The organism is Nocardia sp. NPDC060259, from assembly GCF_042728775.1.
Classification (GTDB): Bacteria; Actinomycetota; Actinomycetes; order Mycobacteriales; family Mycobacteriaceae; genus Nocardia.
Genome location: NZ_JBHXAY010000041.1, coordinates 38,696 through 54,512 on the forward strand (window position 1 = coordinate 38,696; position 15,817 = coordinate 54,512).

Here is a 15,817-nt window from a genome sequence, read left to right on the forward strand (position 1 = left end):
GACTGTTCCACGAAGAATCAACGAGGTCCCGAGTAGTCGACTACCCGATCCACGGGCCCCTCCAGGCACGAGAAAGGCCCCCGACCTGGGTAGTCGGGGGCCTGGCCTCGAGTTGCTCCTGAGCCGATCGCCGTTGACCGGGCTCAGGAGAACCGACTCGGGTCAGCGGGCGGCGACGTTGCGGCGGGTGGCCCGAGAATTGGTGGCGGAAAGCAGGATCTGGTGCAGGATGGCGTCGAAGGCGACGCTGTCCTCGATATTGCCGAGATGGCCGTGCGGCAGCACGTGCACATCGGCCAGGTGGCCGGTGCGGCGCAGGATGTCGACGATCGGGCGGGACATGCGCTGCGGGAGCAACCGGTCCTGGGCGCCCGCGATCACGGTCGTCGGCACGGTCAGGTTGGCGGTGCCTTCCGACAGATCCATGTCGGCCATCGCGGCGGCGTGGCGGCCGCGGGCGAGCGGACGGCAGGAGCGGATGATGCCGACCGCGAATTCGACCTCGTCGTCGGAGGCCTCCGGGGTCATGATGCGGTTGCGGAACACCTGCTCGGTGAACCAGCCGCCGGGGATCGGCAGCGGCGCGAACAGCAGCGACTCGCTGACCGGCTGCGGCATCCGGATCGGAGCGCCGAGGAAGGTGACCGGGTATTCGGCGAGGGTGAGCTGCTTGTTCAACAGCGGCAGCAGATCGGTTTCCTCGCGGATGCCGCCGTTGGCGGTGTTGGCGAGCAGCACGGCGGCGGCGCGCTCGGATACCTGCTCGGGGTGGTGCTTGGCCCAGGCCTGGATGGTCAGACCACCCATGCTGTGCCCGGCCAGGACGGCCTTCTCGCCCGGGTGCAGCGTCGCGTCCAGGACGGTGGCGAGGTCGTCGGCCAGGGTGTGCTCGCTGGGCGCGACGGTGCCGAGGGTGGACTCGCCGTGTCCGCGCTGGTCGTAGCTGACCACGCGGTACTCGCCAGCGAAGGCGCTGATCTGCGGGTTCCAGTATTCGATGCTGCACGCCCAGCCGTGGATGAGAACCAGGGCGGGGGCGGTGTCGGGACCGTAGACGTGGACCCTGAGGCCGGCGCCGTCGGCGGTGGTCACCGGGACGACCCGGTGCTCGACGGCGGGGGTGTTGAGTTTCGCTGTCGCGAAACTGCGGGTACGCAGCCCGGCACGGAACTGTGCTGTCAGTGCGCCTACCGTCATCATCGACTTCGCAAGCATGTCGGCACTCCTTTGTGTCGTAGGCCACCGTACAGTGCGAGCTCGGGTGCTAGCTAGTGTTAGCGGGTCACAGTGTCCCATTTGTTGTGAACTGGGTTACCGGACGCGCAGACACTGTGAAATCGCACGAAATCGCCGGAAAATTACAGCGAGTCACCGCGATGCGAGCGTGCTGGCGGCCTCGACCGGCCCCGGCTACCGTAGGAGCGTGGACAGCACGCCCGTCATGGCCGAATTCTCCGGCGCACCGCACCGGGAACCGGCGCGTCCGTTGTGGCAGCGGATGGCCCCGCCGCTGATCGCCGCCAGCCTCGGCGTCGGCACGCTGGCGCTGCTGCACTTCCGCGACCCGCACGTCGAGGGTTCCTACGGGCTGTGCCCGGTCTACGCGCTGTTCGGGGTGTACTGCCCCGGCTGCGGCGGGATGCGGGCCATGCACAATCTCACCGACGGCCGGATCCTCGATTCGCTGCAGAGCAATGTGCTCGTCGTGCCGCTGGTCCTCGCGTTCGCGGTGTTCGTCGTCGACTGGCTGGTGCGCGCCCGGCGTGGCCGACGCTGGCGACTGCCGGGGCTGAACCCGGTGATCGTGTGGTCGTTCTTCGGCCTGCTCGCTGTCTATACCGTTTTGCGCAACACGCCGTGGGGAACCTGGCTCACGCCCGTCTGATACTGGTGTCCGCGCCGTTGTGCGGGCAATCTGGAGGCATGCGCGATTCACTGAAGGATCGAGTCCGACAGAAGTTGTTGCGCCAGCTCGCCGAGGACGGCCCCGACCCCGAGCGTGACGACGCACGCAGCATCTCCGTAGCCGATGACCTCGAGGCGCTCGAGATGGTGCCGTCCGACGATCCCCTCGTCGAGGAACTCGCGCAGCGTTACCTGGTGTTCTGATGTCCCTGTCCGCCCAGCGGCGGTAGCTGCGGCAATGGCTTGGTACCGAGCCAGACCGCGAACAGCCCGCGCAGCGGCGCCACGCTGTAATGGCCTGCCAGATCCACGAATTCCTCGGTGGTGACCGAGGCGTGGCGATAGCGCGCGGTCCATTCCCGGATCAGTTCGAAGAACAGATGGTCGCGCAGTTCCAGGCGCAATGTGTGCAGGGTGAGCGCGCCGCGCTTGTAGACCCGGTCGTCGAACATGTCCTTGGGGCCAGGGTCGCCGACGATGATGTCCTGCGGCTGGCGGGCCAGATTGGCCCGCGCCGCCCTGGCCAGCTGGTCGGCGGTCGGGCCACCGGAGGCCTCCGACCAGATCCACTCGGCGTAGCAGGCGAAGCCCTCGTGCAGCCAGATATCGCGCCACTGCTTCAGGGTCAGGCTGTTGCCGAACCACTGGTGGGCCAGCTCGTGCGCGACCAGCCGTTCCGAACCGCGTTTGCCGTCACAGTGATTGGCGCCGAACACCGAGATGCCCTGCGCCTCGATCGGGATGTCGAGCTCGTCGTCGGTGACGACCACGGTGTAGTTCTCGAACGGGTACGGGCCGAACTTCTCGGTGAACAGCGCCATCATCTCGGGTTGGCGGGCGAAGTCGTGGTCGAAGTTCACGCGCAGCCGCGGTGGCACGACGGCCTGCATCGGCACCGGCTCGCCGGGCGCGCCGATCCGGTGCTTGCGGTAGTTGCCGATCTGGATCGTCGCCAGGTAGCAGGCCATCGGCTCCGGCGCCTCGTACACCCACGTGGTCTGGCTGGCCTTGGCCTGCTTGCGCATCAGGGTGCCGTTGGCGACGGCGTAGAACGGGCTGTCGGTGGTGATCGAGATCCGGTAGGACGCTTTGGAACTCGGGTGGTCGTCGCACGGGAACCAGGAGGCCGCGCCGTTGGGCTGACTGGCAACGAGCGCGCCCTCGGTGAGCTCCTCCCAGCCGACCTCGCCCCACGGCCCGCGCACCGGTTTGGGAGTACCCGAGTAGTGGACGGTGATCTCCAGGACACCGCCCGCGGGGATCTTCTGCTGCGGGGTGACCGCGAGCTTGCTCTGCTGATGGCTGAACTTCGCGGCCTTGGCCCCGTTGACGAACACCTTCGACACCGTCAGCGCCTGCGACAGATCGAGCGTGAACCAGGCCCGCACCGTGGTGGTGACCGCGATGATCACCGCGCGCCCGGTCAGCCGGTTGCTGGCGGGCTTGTAGCTCAGCTCCAGCTCGTACCTGGACACGCGGTAGCCGCGATTGCCGTTCTGCGGCAGGTAGGTATCGATCGGATCCTCGTAGAACTTGCTCCGCATCAGGCGGCTCCGCGCTGCCTCGACTCCGACATCGAGGCGGTGCCGGTCCACGGTGAGATGGGGTTGCCCCACCAGCGGGTCGACGGCGGAACCACGTCGCCGCGCATCACCAGCGACGCCGGTCCGATGGTGGCGCCCGCGCCGATGTGGGCGGCGGGCAGGGCGACACAGTGCGGGCCGAGGGTGGCGCCCGCGTCCAGCGTCACCGTGTCCATGGACATGATGCGGTCGTGGAACAGATGGGTCTGCACCACACAGCCGCGTTCCACGGTCGCGCCGTCACCGAGTGTCACGAGGTCCGCCTCCGGTAGCCAATAGGACTCGCACCATACCCCGCGGCCGATCTTGGCACCGAGTCCGCGAAGCCACAGATTCATCACGGGTGTACCCGTCGCCGCGCGCGCGAACCAGGGTGCGGCGACGGTCTCGACGAAGGCGTCGGAGACCTCGTTGCGCCACACGAACGAGCTCCACAGCGGGTGCTCGACGGCGCGAATCCGCCCGACCAGCAACCACTTCGCGCCGACCGCGAGAGCCCCTGCCACCGCGCCCGCCGCCATCAGGACCAGGCCGGAGAGCAGGGCGGCGACGAGGTAGTCGGAGTGCTGGGCGATCAGGGCAAGCACGAACAGCACGCCGAGACCGATGGCGAAGGTCACCACCACCGGGATCAACCGGCAGGTCTCGACGAAGGCGCGCGCCAGCTTCAGCCGCAGCGGCGGATCGAAAGTGCGTGAGGTGTCGCTGGATTCGGCCGCACGGCGCAGGCGCACCGGCGGGCTGCCCAGCCAGGACGAGCCGGCCTTGGCCTTGCTCGGCGCGGCCGAGAGCACCGCGACCAGGCCGTTCTTGGGCACCCGGCGCCCGACCGCGGTCATGCCGGAGTTGCCGAGGAAGGCACGCTTGCCGACCTTGGCCTCGCCGATCCGCAGCCAGCCGCCGCCGAGTTCGTAACTGGCGATCATGGTGTCGTCGGCCAGGAAGGCGCCGTCGGCGACAACGGTGAACTTGGGCAGCAACAGCACCGTGGAGGCTTCGACGTTCTTGCCGATCCGCGCGCCGAGCAGGCGCAGCCACAGTGGGGTGAGCAGGCTGGCGTAGAGCGGGAACAGGAAGGTGCGTGCCGAGTCGAGCAGGCGTTCGGTCGCCCACACCTGCCAGCCGGTCCGGCTGCGCACCGGGTGGTAGCCCTCGCGCAGGCCGATCCCGAGCAGGCGCACGGCGATCACGGTGGCCGCGGCGTACACGCCGAGGCTGAGCAGGGTCGCGACCGGCAGGATCGCGAAGCCGCGCAGCGCGGCGGCGCCGATGGTGGTCTCCTCGCGGACCCACCAGGCGATGAACGTGCCGCCGACCGCGAGACCGAGGACGGGCATGGCGGCCAGCGCCATCGACGACAGGCCGAACACCAGCAGCCAGTGCCTGGCGCGTTCCGGTGCGTGGTCGGGCCAGCGGCGCGGCGCCTTGCCGGTCTTCGTCGCGGGCGAACCCGCCCATTCCTGTTCGGCCTTGACCTTGCCCGATACCGCGGAGCCGGGGGCGATCTCGGCCTTCTTACCGATCTTGGTGCCGGGCAGCAGGATCGAACGGGCGCCGATCACCGCGCCGTCGCCGACGGTGATGCCGCCGATGTGCACGACATCGCCGTCGACCCAGTAGCCCGACAGATCCACCTCGGGTTCGACGCTGGCGCCGTCGCCGAGATCGAGCATGCCGGTCACCGGCGGCAGGGTGTGCAGGTCGACGCCCTTGCCGATCCGCGCGCCGAGCGCACGGGCGAACGGCACCATCAGCGGTGCGCCGGACAGGCTTTCGGCGCCGCTGGCCTCGGACAGCCGCACGGCCGCCCACAGTCGCAGGTGGACCGACGAGCCGCGTGGGTACGTACCCGGCCGCAGTCCCGCCAGCAGAACCCGCGCGCCGGCCACGCACAGCGTCATCCGGCCGATCGGCGAGATGAACAGCACGAACGCCAGCACGATCCACCACCAGGACAGCCGCGGCAGCCACGGCAGCGAGCCGGACCAGCCGGCGATCGCCGACACCACGGCCAGCCAGGTGACCCACTGCAGGCCGGTGAGGGTGGTCAGCGGAATCGTGGCCAGCACCTGGGTGATCTGCGCGCGCAGCGGAGTCGGCGCGACGACTCGCGCGTCGACGGCGGCGACCGGCGCGCTGCCGTCGAGCAGTTCGACGAGCGAGCCGAGGCGCGGATGGTCGTAGAGGTCGGCGACGGTGATGTGCGGATACCGCTCGCGCAGCGCGCCGACCAGCTGGGCCGCCGCCAGCGAGCCGCCGCCCAGATCGAAGAAATCGGCATCGAGGTCGGTGGCTTCGGCGCCGAGAATGGCGTCCCACAGCCCGGCCACCCAGGCCGCGGTGCCGCCGAGGCCGCCGGATTCGGTGGGCTCGTCGGTGCTCGGCAGCGGCCAGGGCAGGGCATTGCGGTCGACCTTGCCGGAGGTGCGCGTCGGCAGGTCGGGGACTACCGCGAGGCGCGGCACCAGCGGGGCCGGAAGTTGTTCGGCCAGTATCTTCCTGGCCTGCTTGACGTCGAAGTCGGGTCCCGCGCCGGTGAGGTAGCCGACCAGGATCTTGTTGCCCGCCTTGGTCGTCCGGATCGCGGCCGCCGCGCCGCTGACGCCGGGCAGGTGCTGCAGGGCGTTGTCGATCTCGCCGAGTTCGATGCGCCTGCCGCCGATCTTGATCTGGTCGTCGGCGCGGCCGAGGAAGATCAGGCCGTCGCGGTCGTTGCGGACCAGGTCACCGCTGCGGTAGGCGCGTTCCCAGCCGAGCGAGGGCAGCGGGGCGTACTTCTCGGCGTCCTTGGCCGGGTCGAGGTAGCGGGCAAGGCCGACGCCGCCGATGACGAGTTCGCCGGTCTCGCCTTCGGGCACCGGGTTGCCCTGCGGGTCGACGACGGTGAGGTCCCAGCCGTCCAGCGGCAGGCCGATGCGGATCGGCATGTTCCCGTCGAGCAGCGCGGCACAGGCGACGACCGTGGCCTCGGTGGGGCCGTAGGTGTTCCACACCTCGCGGTCGGCGCCGCCGGCGAGTCGTTCGGCCAGCTCCGGCGGGACGGCCTCGCCGCCGAAGATGAGCAGCCGCACCGAGTCCAGGGCCACGGCGGGCCACGTCGCGGCCAGGGTCGGGACGGTGGAGACGATGCTGATCTCCCGGCGCATGAGCCACGGGCCGAGGTCGGCGCCGGTGCGGACCAAATCGCGCGGGGCCGGGACCAGGCAGGCGCCGTGCCGCCAGGCCAGCCACATCTCCTCGCAGGAGGCGTCGAAGGCCACCGACAGGCCGGCCAGCACGCGGTCGCCGGGGCCGATCGGCGCGTTCTGCAGGAACAGCCTGGCCTCGGCGTCGACGAAGGCTGCGGCATTGCGGTGGGTGACCGCGACGCCCTTGGGTGTGCCGGTGGAGCCGGAGGTGAAGATGATCCAGGCGTCGTCGGCGGGGGTCGGCAGGGTGTTCCAGTCCGAGGCCGGTGCGCGGCCCGCGGCGGCGGTGGCCGACTCGATGCCCTCGGCGGTGGCCAGCGCGCTCACCCTGGCCTCGCCGAACACCAGCCTGGCCCGTTCCTCCGGGTCGTCGGCGTCGACGGGCACGTAGGCGGCGCCGCAGTAGAGGACGGCCAGGATCGTCACGTACAGCGCCGCGCTGCCCGAGGGCATCCGCACGCCGACCCGGTCGCCCGGTCGCACGCCCGCCGCGGTGAGCTCGGCCATCCTGGCCTCGATCGCGGCGATCAGCTCCATATAGCTGAGCACGACAATGCCGTCGTCGATGGCGGGTGCGTCGGGGTGGGCCAGGGCGGTGTCGGTCAGGATGTCCACCAGGGTGCGCGGCGGCGCGGCCAGGTCGGCGCGCAACAGTGGGTCACGCAACCGGCTCGCCGGGTCCTCAGTGCGTGGCTCGAGCATGGCGCTCAGTCCACCTCTCATCGGTTGACCCCCATCGGTGTCGTCTGTTGTTTCACGGTCGGGTTACCGGAGGGCAAACGGGATGGTCACCAGGTGCCAACGGTACTCGGAGAAGGAGTGGCGCAACGGCCACCGCGAGGCGTGCCGCGGCGCGGATCACGACGGCGATTCGGGGATCTCGCCGAGCGCGGTGAGCACCAGCCGGTGCAGCGTGCGCTGCTCCTCGGCGTCGAGCCGCTCGAGCACCCGCGCGGTGGCGTCGGCGATGAGGCGGTCGGTGCGCTTGCACTGCTTGCGCCCGGCATCGGTGATCCGCAGCCGGTACTTGCGGCGGTCCTTGCCGTCGCGAGTGCGCTCTACCAGGCCTGCGCGTTCGAGCGCGTCGACCAGCCGGACGACCTCGCTGCGGTCGATACCGAGCGCGTCGCCGACTTTCTTCTGCGTCAGGTCGGCGTTCTCCTCGATGAAGGTGAGCACCCAGTGATCGCGCAGCGGCACGTCGATCTCGGCGTGCAGTGCCTTGGTGAGCCGTCCGAGCGCGTACACCGGGTAGCGCGGCAGGCCGCGGACGGAGTTCGTGTTCGTGGACATGACGGCCACTCTAACAAATAGTGGGGGGACTCAATCATTTGGGGTGTCCACCATGGAGTTGGCAGATGGTTGGGCGGTGCGCCTTCGCGAGGCAACCGGTGGGCAATCGCGCAGGGCGGCTACGGGTAGCCGACGACGTTGCGGGCGCGGGGATTTCGGGCTGCGAGGTAGGCGTCGGTGCGGCGCACGACCTGGGCGTAGGCGCTGGATTCCGGATCGAGTTCGACCAGGTCGAAGGAGACTTTGCCGTCGTGGTCGTGGTGGATGACGAGCGAATCGTCGAGCACCTGGAAGACGCCGCGGATCTCGCCGTGCGCCCAGGCCGCCACGTATCGGACGTCGACAGCGCGGCCGACCGCGAGTCGCCAGTACCTCCGTGCGGAATCGCGCAGGCGGTCCGCGGTGATGCCCGGGTACCAGCCGTATCCGGCGCGTTCCGGTGATTCGACCGGTACCCAGTCACCCAGGTCGACCCACAGGATCTCGCCTTCGCGCACGTGGTGCCCACCGCGGGTCACCCGGCCGGACGGGGGTCGGCGCGGGGGTTTGGCGCGTTTGCCGAGGACGGTGACGGTGGGGATGTCGGGGGTTGCGGGTCGAGGTGGTGGGCTGGTGGCCACTTCCGCGGCATGGGCTCCCGTGGCATACGCCCAGCTGCTGCGTGCCGGACCGCCGGCGATGTCGACCGGCCGATAAGCGGGGTTGTCGTCCCGCACGAATTCGAGCGCACGATCGAATGCGGACAGCCCGGGTTCGGGCGTGCAGCCGTCCAAGCACAGCAGCGTGCGGCCCTGTTCGAACACCGCGGCCGCCGCGATCGAGCCCGCGCCTTCCTCGTCGAACACGCGGCGCAAGACCTGGGCGGGCACGATCACGATCGAGGTGTCGGACGGGCTGGTGTGTTCCGCGCAGCGGGTCACCTGCCCGACGTGCGCCGACACCGACTCGGCGTAGAACAAGTAGTAGGCCGTCGCACCGAAATGTGTTGCGGCGTCGAGTAGATCGGCCCGCTGCGCGGCGGGTAGCGCTGCCGCTTTGATCGGCTGACCGCGCCTGGCCCGCTTGGCCTGGACGAGCAGCCGTACCTCGCGCGCGCCCGAGGGATCCTGCACGCAGTAGATGAAGTCGGCGCCTACGCCGCGTCTACCGCGTGCCCGGTTGCCGCCCTCCTCGGGCCGGGTGAGCAGCCGGACCCCACGCCTGGCGCGGGATCGGTCGCCGCCCTCCTCGGACCGGGTCAGCAGCCGCGAGCCCGCCGGTGCGCGCGTCGCGGAACCCCACGTCGAACAGCGCTGGGGTGGAACGCAATCGGGGCAGGCCGCGTCGATGCGGTAATCGACGCCGGTCAGGTGCCCGAGCAGGATCTCGGTGAACGTCTCCTCCTGCCAGGGGAACTTCCGTGCGCCGAGGTGTTGCAGCCGGTACACGCTCTGGCAGCTCAGCCGTCGTGCCGCGATCGGGTCGACGAAGATCTCGGCAGGGAACTCAGACATCGAGCGGAATGTCCACGGTCGGGCGCAAGGCCTCCAGCTGGGTGACGTACGCGCTGAGCACCCGCTCGTATAGATCGTCGACCTTGGCGTGGCGCACCGTGATCACCATCGAGTACCGGATCGGCCGCGCCGCAGTGGCGGCATGGCTCGACCCGCGCGCGGTGTGGTGGATGTCGAACACCGGATTGCGCAGGCTGTTGACCCGTTTGCTGCGCTCGGCGTGCAGCACCGTGTCCCACTTGTGCGCGGTGCGGCGAAGGACGGACTCGGAGTCGAGGTCGGTGGCGCGGAAGAACGGGGCCGAATCCGGATGGATCCTGGTCGGTTCGGCGAACTTCTCGTCGTGCGGACGGAAGGTGACGTCGAGGCCGCTGCGGGTGTAGCTGCCAGGGTCGGCGGGGTCGACCGGTGTCGCGTAGACCAGCGTCGCCCTGATCCGCACCATGCCCGCAGGCAGTGCGGCGGGCAGCGGGATCTGGGCGCGCAGGTACTTCGCCGGGGTCAGTTCGCCCTGGTACAGGACCCGCGCCTCGCCGTCGCCGCACAGCACCAGCTGGGCCAGGGTCGCGGCGATGCGGCCGTGTCCGGAATCGGAATCCGGTGAGCTGCTTCGCCGTTCGGCGGTGTGCACGAGCAGGGCCTTCAGGTCGAGCGCGCCCAGCTTCGGGCCGAACAGGGTGCGCGCGCCCAACGCGGCGCGCAGGGCCATCGGCGCGGCGAAGCTGGTCCCGGAATCGGGGATCGCCGTGCCGTCCGGGCCGACGACATGGAACGGTTCGTCGTCGCTGCCGCCGAACGCGAGCAGATCGGGTTTCACCGTGCCGGGCGCACGACCGGGCCCGATCGCCGAATACGGCGCCCGATTCCACAGCGCGCCACTGCGATCCGACGATCCGATCGCCAGCGCGTTGACGCTGTCGGCCGGAACCTGCACGCGCGCATTGCCACTGGGCCGATCAGCCTCCCCGTTGTTGCCGACGGCGATGGTGGCCAGGGTGGTGCCGTCGCTGAGGTAGTCGTCCCAGAACGCGGTCCACGCGTGCACTTCGTCATCCTCGATCGGCAGTTCGGGGCCGATGCTGACATTGACGAACTCGTATTTGCGCTGGCGCAGGACGCTGTCGATGCGGTCGATGGCCGCGTACAGCTCGCACTGGTCGTCGTCGGTGTCCTCGTCGAGCACCTGGTAGTGGTCGATGTAGCCGTAGGGCACCGGCACCGGATGCGCGGGGTCGACGCTGCCGAACAGCAGTGCCGAGGTGACCCGGTGGCCGTGGTCGAGGTAATTGCGATGCGACGCCGCGCTGTCGGCGAAAGTGTGCGCGTCGACCCAGCGGGTCAGTGGGGTGCGCGCGGGCAACCCGCCGTCGAACACGGCGATGGTGAGCTCGCGGTCGGTCGGCTCGGCGGTCGGCAGGTCAGGGCGGAAGCGCGAAAGTGTTGCGGTGGAGCGGGTATCGCGGCCGAGCTGGGTCCGCATTCGTGGCATGCGGCGGATCACCCTGGTGAACGAATAGCCTGCCAGCGCGGCGACGGCCGCGTGGGTGCCGGTGACCGGGACGAAGGCGAGACCGCCGTTGTCGAGTCTGCGGTCGATCGCGACGTCGAGATCCAGATCGCGGGAGTAGTCGAGCAGGCCCTGCAGGGCGATGTCACGGCCGGAGTGCAGGACCAGCTCGGCCACGGTCTCCGAATCCGGCTGGGCGGCAGTCAGTCTCAGCCGATCGGCGGAGGAGTTGAGGCGGAACTCGGCCAAGCTGACGATGCCGTGTTCGGCGGCGCGCAACGGAGTCTCGGCGCAGATGCGAGTGGCGAGCAGCCGCAGGTTGGCGCGGGTCGTCGCGAGAAACAGCAGCGTGCTGGCTCGCGGCGCATGGCCGTCCGGTACGACCGTCACCGGCCTGCTGCCCAGCGGGTCGAACTCCATCGACGCGAGAAGCCTGGTGGGATAACCGCTTGTGGACACATACTGCGGATGCAGAGTGACCGCGGTGACGGTCTCGTCGTCCGGGCAGGCGACCCTGGGCAGCGCCACCGCGCTCTCGCTCGCCGCGCGCACCATCGGCGCGAGCCGGACCCGCGCCTGCGCGACCGTATACGGCGGCTGCGGCGAATCACCGCCTCTGCCGGGGGCGATCGGCGCGGTCAGCCGCTCACCGAAGCCGATCAGAAATCGCGGTCCGGCCACCCGAAATCCCCCCAGCGAGCACGTTATTGCCGTCGGTGCGTGAAGCCACGGAGGGTATCGCGCGACACCCCCGTCAGCGCGCTGATCTGGCGCTGAGACAAGCCTGACATGCCGACCAGGGTCTGTGCCAGCTGTAACCGATCGGTCCGCGAAAGTTCAGCTACCAGACGCGCGGAATGCTCGGCCATCAAGTCCGGCAGCGGCTGGTCATCGAGCACGCAACGACGCCGCAACCGCAGCATCGTGCGCTCGATATCGTTGAACGACAAGCCTTTCGACGCGATGGCGACGGCGTCGACGGCGGCATCGGGTAGCGGTTGGCCTGCGAAGCGGCGGATCGCCTCACCGCGCTGCGTCGTCTCCGGCAGCTCGAAGCCGACGGTGACGTCGAAGCGCCGCCACACGGCCGGGTCGAGGAGCTCGGCGTGGTTGGTCGCGCCGATCACCAGACCGGCGCCCGACGGCCAGTCGTCGATCTGCTGCAGCAGCACCGTGACCAGGCGTTTCAGCTCGCCCACATCGCGGTCGTCGTCGCGGCGCTTGGCGATCGCGTCGAGTTCGTCGAGCAGCAGCACGCAGGGTCGTTGCTTGGCGTAGTCGATGGCGTGGCGCAGGTTGGTGCCGGTCTTGCCGAGCAGGCTGCTCATGATCGTGGCCAGGTCGAGCACCACCAGCGGCAACTCCAGCTGATGGGCGAGCCAGGCCGCGGCCATGGTCTTTCCGACGCCGGGCGGACCGACGAAGAGCAGGCTGCGCGCCGGGGTGAGGTCGGCGGCGGCGAGACGGTCGGCCTGCTTGCGTTCGTCGACGATCTGGGTGAGCACCCGGTAGGTCTCGGCGGGCAGGATCGGCACCTCCGCGGTGGCGCCGGGCGGCACGACCCGCAGCAGCGGCAGGCGGCTGTCGCCGTCGACGGGGATCGGCGTATCGAGTTCGGCGCGTAGCGGATTGGCCCGCGTCGGGTTCTGTCTGAGCAGTCCGATCAGGGCCTCGGCGAGCTCGGGGCAGTCGGTGCGATGCCGGCGCGCGGCGCGGCGGACGAACATGGTGACGTCCTGTTCGCGGCCTGCCATCGCCAACCGAGCAAGGTGGACGAATTCGTCTGCTAGATCGGCGTTCACGTCCGCCGGTGTGGAGCTCAGGGCGTGTGACATGGTGTTCTTCCGATCGAAGGCATGGACTGATTTCGGTTCACTCGATCGTACGGCGTCCATCGCGGGCAAAGTTCACCCCTTGTGTACCGGTTTGACATCAGAACCCACCCGCAGCGCCACGTTGATCTGCCGAGTCGTCGGCGTAGCCGTCGCCTTCGTCGGATGCTAGTTGCGTGGCGACCCGGCGTCGGCGATTCCTGTCGGTTCGGGCGTGCCGATGGTGGTGGTTGACAGCTCCCTGGATCGTCTGTCACTCTCGTCAACAGGTCACGAGTACCAGCGACAAGCCCCGGCTAGCTGGTCGGCAACCCTCCTCCGCGGTGGGGTGCTCCGGGTGACGACCAGGCCGCCGTCCGCAGTGGGCGCGGCAAGCGCGGACTCGCAGCACCCTTTTCGGGAACGAGTCCCTGAGCCGACGGGATTTCGTCATGACCGCAGTAATCGACCCCACCTGTGCCCTGGCCGCCGTGTCCGGCGCCGACCTGCAGGTTCCGCTCGTGCAGGGCGGCACAAGCACCTACGCCAACTTCGACTACGCGGCGAGCGCGCCCGCGTTGCGGCAGGTCACCGACCGGATCTCGCAGCTGCTGCCGTACTACGCCAGCGTGCACCGCGGCGCGGGCTACGCCTCGCGGATCTCCACCGAGTGCTACGAGGCCTCGCGTGGCGCCGTCGCCCGGTTCGTCGACGCGTGTGACGACCAGGTCGTCGTGTTCACCCGCAACACCACCGATTCGCTGAACCTGCTGGCAGGCTGCGTGCCCGGCGAGACCGTCGTGCTCGATATCGAGCATCACGCGAACTTCCTGCCGTGGACCGCGCACGGTCGTCGGGTCGTGCGGGCGGCCGACACCGTCGAGGAGACGATCCGGCGGGTCGTCGCCGAATTGTGCAGCAAGCCCGCCGCATTGCTCGCGGTGACCGGGGCGTCCAATGTCACCGGTGAGGTGCTGCCGCTGGAGCGGCTGGCCACCATCGCCCACTTGTGCGGCGCGCGGATTCTCGTCGACGCGGCGCAGTTGGCCCCGCATCGCCGGATTTCGCTGCGTGAGAACGGGATCGACTATCTCGCCTTCTCCGGGCACAAGCTGTACGCGCCGTTCGGCGCCGGTGTGCTGGTCGGCAGGCGGGACTGGCTCGACGCGGGCGAGCCGTACCTGGCCGGTGGTGGCGCGGTGCGCGAAGTCGGTGTGGAACAGGTCGAGTGGGCCGCGGCGCCGCAGCGGCACGAGGCGGGCTCGCCGAATGTGCTCGGCGCGGCCGCGATCGCCGCCGCCTGTGACGCGCTGGCCGCCATCGATCCCACCGAACTCGTTGCCAACGAACGCTTCCTGGCCGACCGTCTGCGCGACGGTTTGGCCGCGATTCCCGGCGTGGACATCGTCCGCATCTGGTCCGACAGCCCCGACTGCGTCGGCATCGTCGCCTTCACCGTCGCCGGCTACGCCCCCGGCCAGGTCGCCGCCTACCTCTCCGCCGAACACGCCATCGGCATCCGTGACGGCCGCTTCTGCGCCCACCCCCTCCTCACCCGCCTCGGCCTCGACGCCGCCCTCCGCGCCAGCATCGGCCTCGGCACCACCACCACCGACGTAGACCGCCTGATCACGGCCATCGCCACCCTCACCGAATCCGGCCCAACCTGGACCTACACCACCACCGAAGGCCTCTGGAACCCCACCCCCGAAACCCGCCCCCTCACCGCCGCTTCCCCCGCAGGCGCCGCCCCCTGCCTCATCGGCTGAGTTCTCGCCGTCGCCCGCCGCCCCACCCGATCAGGTGTCGAGGGCGGTGGGGCGGTGGTATTTGCCGTTGTAGTAGAGGAGGGGGGCGGCGGTGGGGGATTCGTGGGTTTGGTCGTGGACTCGGGTGACCAGGCCGACCGCGAGGGTGTGGTCGCCGATGTCGATGAGTTGGTGGAGGGTGGTGCGGAGCCAGAGGGGGGTGCCGTGCAGGACCGGTTCGCCGGTGTCGAGGGTGGTCCACAGGGAGCGGTCGGTGAAGCGGTCGGCGGCGGTGCGGGAGAAGCGGTGGGCGAGGTGGTGCTGGTGTTCGCCGAGGAAGTGGATGACGACCGAGTCGGCGGCGCGCAGTGCGTCGATGCTCGACGAGGTGTGGGCGATGTTGAACGACACCAGGGGTGGTTCCAGGGAGAGCGAGGCGAACGACGTCGCCGTGAAGCCCACCGGGCCGGTCTCGGCGCCGATGGTCACCACGGTGACTCCGGCCGGATAGTGCCGCATCGATTCCCGGTACTGCTCGGCGGTGATCCCGCTCAGATCATCGGGGACCACCAGCTCGGCCGGGGTTCGTCGCACTTCACTCACCGCCCCAAACTACGCCCGCGCCGGAACCTCGCACAGGGGCCCTTCTGCCCGGTTGACGCACATCGCGCGCGGCCGACCTCAGTCGATCTCGATCGGCAGGCCGGCGGTGATGCGGACGAGTTCGCGGAAGTTGGTGCGGAACACCGTGTTCGGGTGGCCGCCTGCAGCCCAGACCTCGGGGTGGGCGGCGAGGGCGGTGTCGACCCAGGTGGGGAGGTTCGTCGGGTGGCCGACGGGGGCGGTGCCGTCGATGTGCTGGCCGGTGATGCGCTCCACCAGGGCGGTGGGGGCGGGGATCAGGGTGCCTTCCAGGCGTTTGCCGGTGCGGCTCAGATCGACCTGGTGATGGCAGGCGACCAGGATCAGGACCGGGTCGTTGTCGAGGAGGAAGACCTGGGAAGTGATGATCGCGGTGGGGTGGGCGCCCATGGCCCGAGCGGCATCGGCCGCGGTGGGGGCTGGCGTCTCGGGGGAAACGATGACGCCGTGATGCCCGCGGGCGATGAGGGTATCGGCGACGCGGCATGCGACCGCCGGAAGAGACGACCTGCGCATGAGATCCAGAGTAGGTCGATTGCGGGAAATATACTGTGCAACTGGAGCACTGGCGTGCTCGAGTTCGCGGCCCCTCCTGTCCCGTCGGTCAGGCACCGTTGCTTGCTCCTTCGTCGCCTACGCAACGGCAC

12 protein-coding genes and 1 riboswitch are annotated in these 15,817 nt (G+C 69.7%); of the genes, 3 read left to right on the forward strand and 9 right to left on the reverse strand.

Annotated features, from left to right (window positions below; translation table 11 throughout):
- Nucleotides 1-162: 162 nt before the first annotated feature.
- The gene (locus tag ACFWF2_RS17235) at nucleotides 163-1,215 is read right to left on the reverse strand and encodes an alpha/beta fold hydrolase (RefSeq protein ID WP_379308417.1); all 1,053 of its coding nucleotides are present in this window, start codon (nucleotides 1,213-1,215) and stop codon (nucleotides 163-165) included.
- A gap of 208 nt (nucleotides 1,216-1,423) precedes the next feature.
- On the opposite strand from ACFWF2_RS17235, the gene ACFWF2_RS17240 reads away from it, so the two are divergent.
- Both ACFWF2_RS17240 and ACFWF2_RS17245 read left to right on the forward strand, forming a co-directional pair.
- Complete coding sequence (locus tag ACFWF2_RS17240) at nucleotides 1,424-1,885, forward strand: DUF2752 domain-containing protein (protein ID WP_379308418.1); 462 nt, start codon at nucleotides 1,424-1,426, stop codon at nucleotides 1,883-1,885.
- A 38-nt stretch (nucleotides 1,886-1,923) separates the two neighbouring features.
- Nucleotides 1,924-2,109, forward strand: coding sequence for a hypothetical protein (locus tag ACFWF2_RS17245; RefSeq protein WP_379037232.1), 186 nt, complete (start codon nucleotides 1,924-1,926; stop codon nucleotides 2,107-2,109).
- On the opposite strand, the gene ACFWF2_RS17250 is transcribed toward ACFWF2_RS17245, so the two are convergent.
- The 6 genes from ACFWF2_RS17250 to ACFWF2_RS17275 form a co-directional block, all read right to left on the reverse strand.
- A complete protein-coding gene (locus tag ACFWF2_RS17250; RefSeq protein ID WP_379308419.1) occupies nucleotides 2,094-3,449 on the reverse strand; it encodes a M1 family metallopeptidase in 1,356 nt (451 codons plus the stop codon). The genes ACFWF2_RS17245 and ACFWF2_RS17250 overlap by 16 nt on opposite strands.
- Nucleotides 3,449-7,378: a Pls/PosA family non-ribosomal peptide synthetase gene (locus tag ACFWF2_RS17255; RefSeq protein ID WP_379308428.1), complete on the reverse strand. Its 3,930-nt coding sequence runs from the start codon at nucleotides 7,376-7,378 to the stop codon at nucleotides 3,449-3,451. The genes ACFWF2_RS17250 and ACFWF2_RS17255 overlap by 1 nt, the downstream gene beginning before the upstream one ends.
- Before the next feature lie 156 nt (nucleotides 7,379-7,534).
- On the reverse strand, nucleotides 7,535-7,969 hold the full coding sequence (locus ACFWF2_RS17260; protein ID WP_379308420.1) for a MarR family winged helix-turn-helix transcriptional regulator: 435 nt from the start codon (nucleotides 7,967-7,969) through the stop codon (nucleotides 7,535-7,537).
- A 119-nt stretch (nucleotides 7,970-8,088) separates the two neighbouring features.
- Entirely contained in the window at nucleotides 8,089-9,462 is a 1,374-nt protein-coding gene (locus ACFWF2_RS17265) for a hypothetical protein (protein ID WP_379308421.1), read from the reverse strand.
- A complete protein-coding gene (locus ACFWF2_RS17270) occupies nucleotides 9,455-11,650 on the reverse strand; it encodes a S8 family peptidase (protein ID WP_379308422.1) in 2,196 nt (731 codons plus the stop codon). Before ACFWF2_RS17270 ends, ACFWF2_RS17265 begins: the two co-directional genes overlap by 8 nt.
- A gap of 23 nt (nucleotides 11,651-11,673) precedes the next feature.
- Nucleotides 11,674-12,804 carry an AAA family ATPase gene (locus ACFWF2_RS17275; RefSeq protein WP_379308423.1) on the reverse strand — a complete coding sequence of 377 codons (1,131 nt, stop codon included), beginning with the start codon at nucleotides 12,802-12,804 and terminating at the stop codon, nucleotides 11,674-11,676.
- Nucleotides 12,805-13,069: 265 nt separating this feature from the next.
- A riboswitch (SAM riboswitch) is annotated at nucleotides 13,070-13,184 on the forward strand.
- A gap of 48 nt (nucleotides 13,185-13,232) precedes the next feature.
- Between ACFWF2_RS17275 and ACFWF2_RS17280 the strand changes: the two genes are divergently transcribed.
- On the forward strand, nucleotides 13,233-14,549 hold the full coding sequence (locus tag ACFWF2_RS17280; RefSeq protein ID WP_379308424.1) for an aminotransferase class V-fold PLP-dependent enzyme: 1,317 nt from the start codon (nucleotides 13,233-13,235) through the stop codon (nucleotides 14,547-14,549).
- A 30-nt stretch (nucleotides 14,550-14,579) separates the two neighbouring features.
- Here ACFWF2_RS17280 and ACFWF2_RS17285 read toward each other — a convergent pair whose 3' ends face one another.
- Both ACFWF2_RS17285 and ACFWF2_RS17290 read right to left on the reverse strand, forming a co-directional pair.
- On the reverse strand, nucleotides 14,580-15,047 hold the full coding sequence (locus ACFWF2_RS17285) for a flavin reductase family protein (RefSeq protein ID WP_379308429.1): 468 nt from the start codon (nucleotides 15,045-15,047) through the stop codon (nucleotides 14,580-14,582).
- 162 nt (nucleotides 15,048-15,209) lie between these two features.
- Entirely contained in the window at nucleotides 15,210-15,686 is a 477-nt protein-coding gene (locus tag ACFWF2_RS17290; RefSeq protein ID WP_379308425.1) for a YbaK/EbsC family protein, read from the reverse strand.
- Nucleotides 15,687-15,817: the final 131 nt, after the last annotated feature.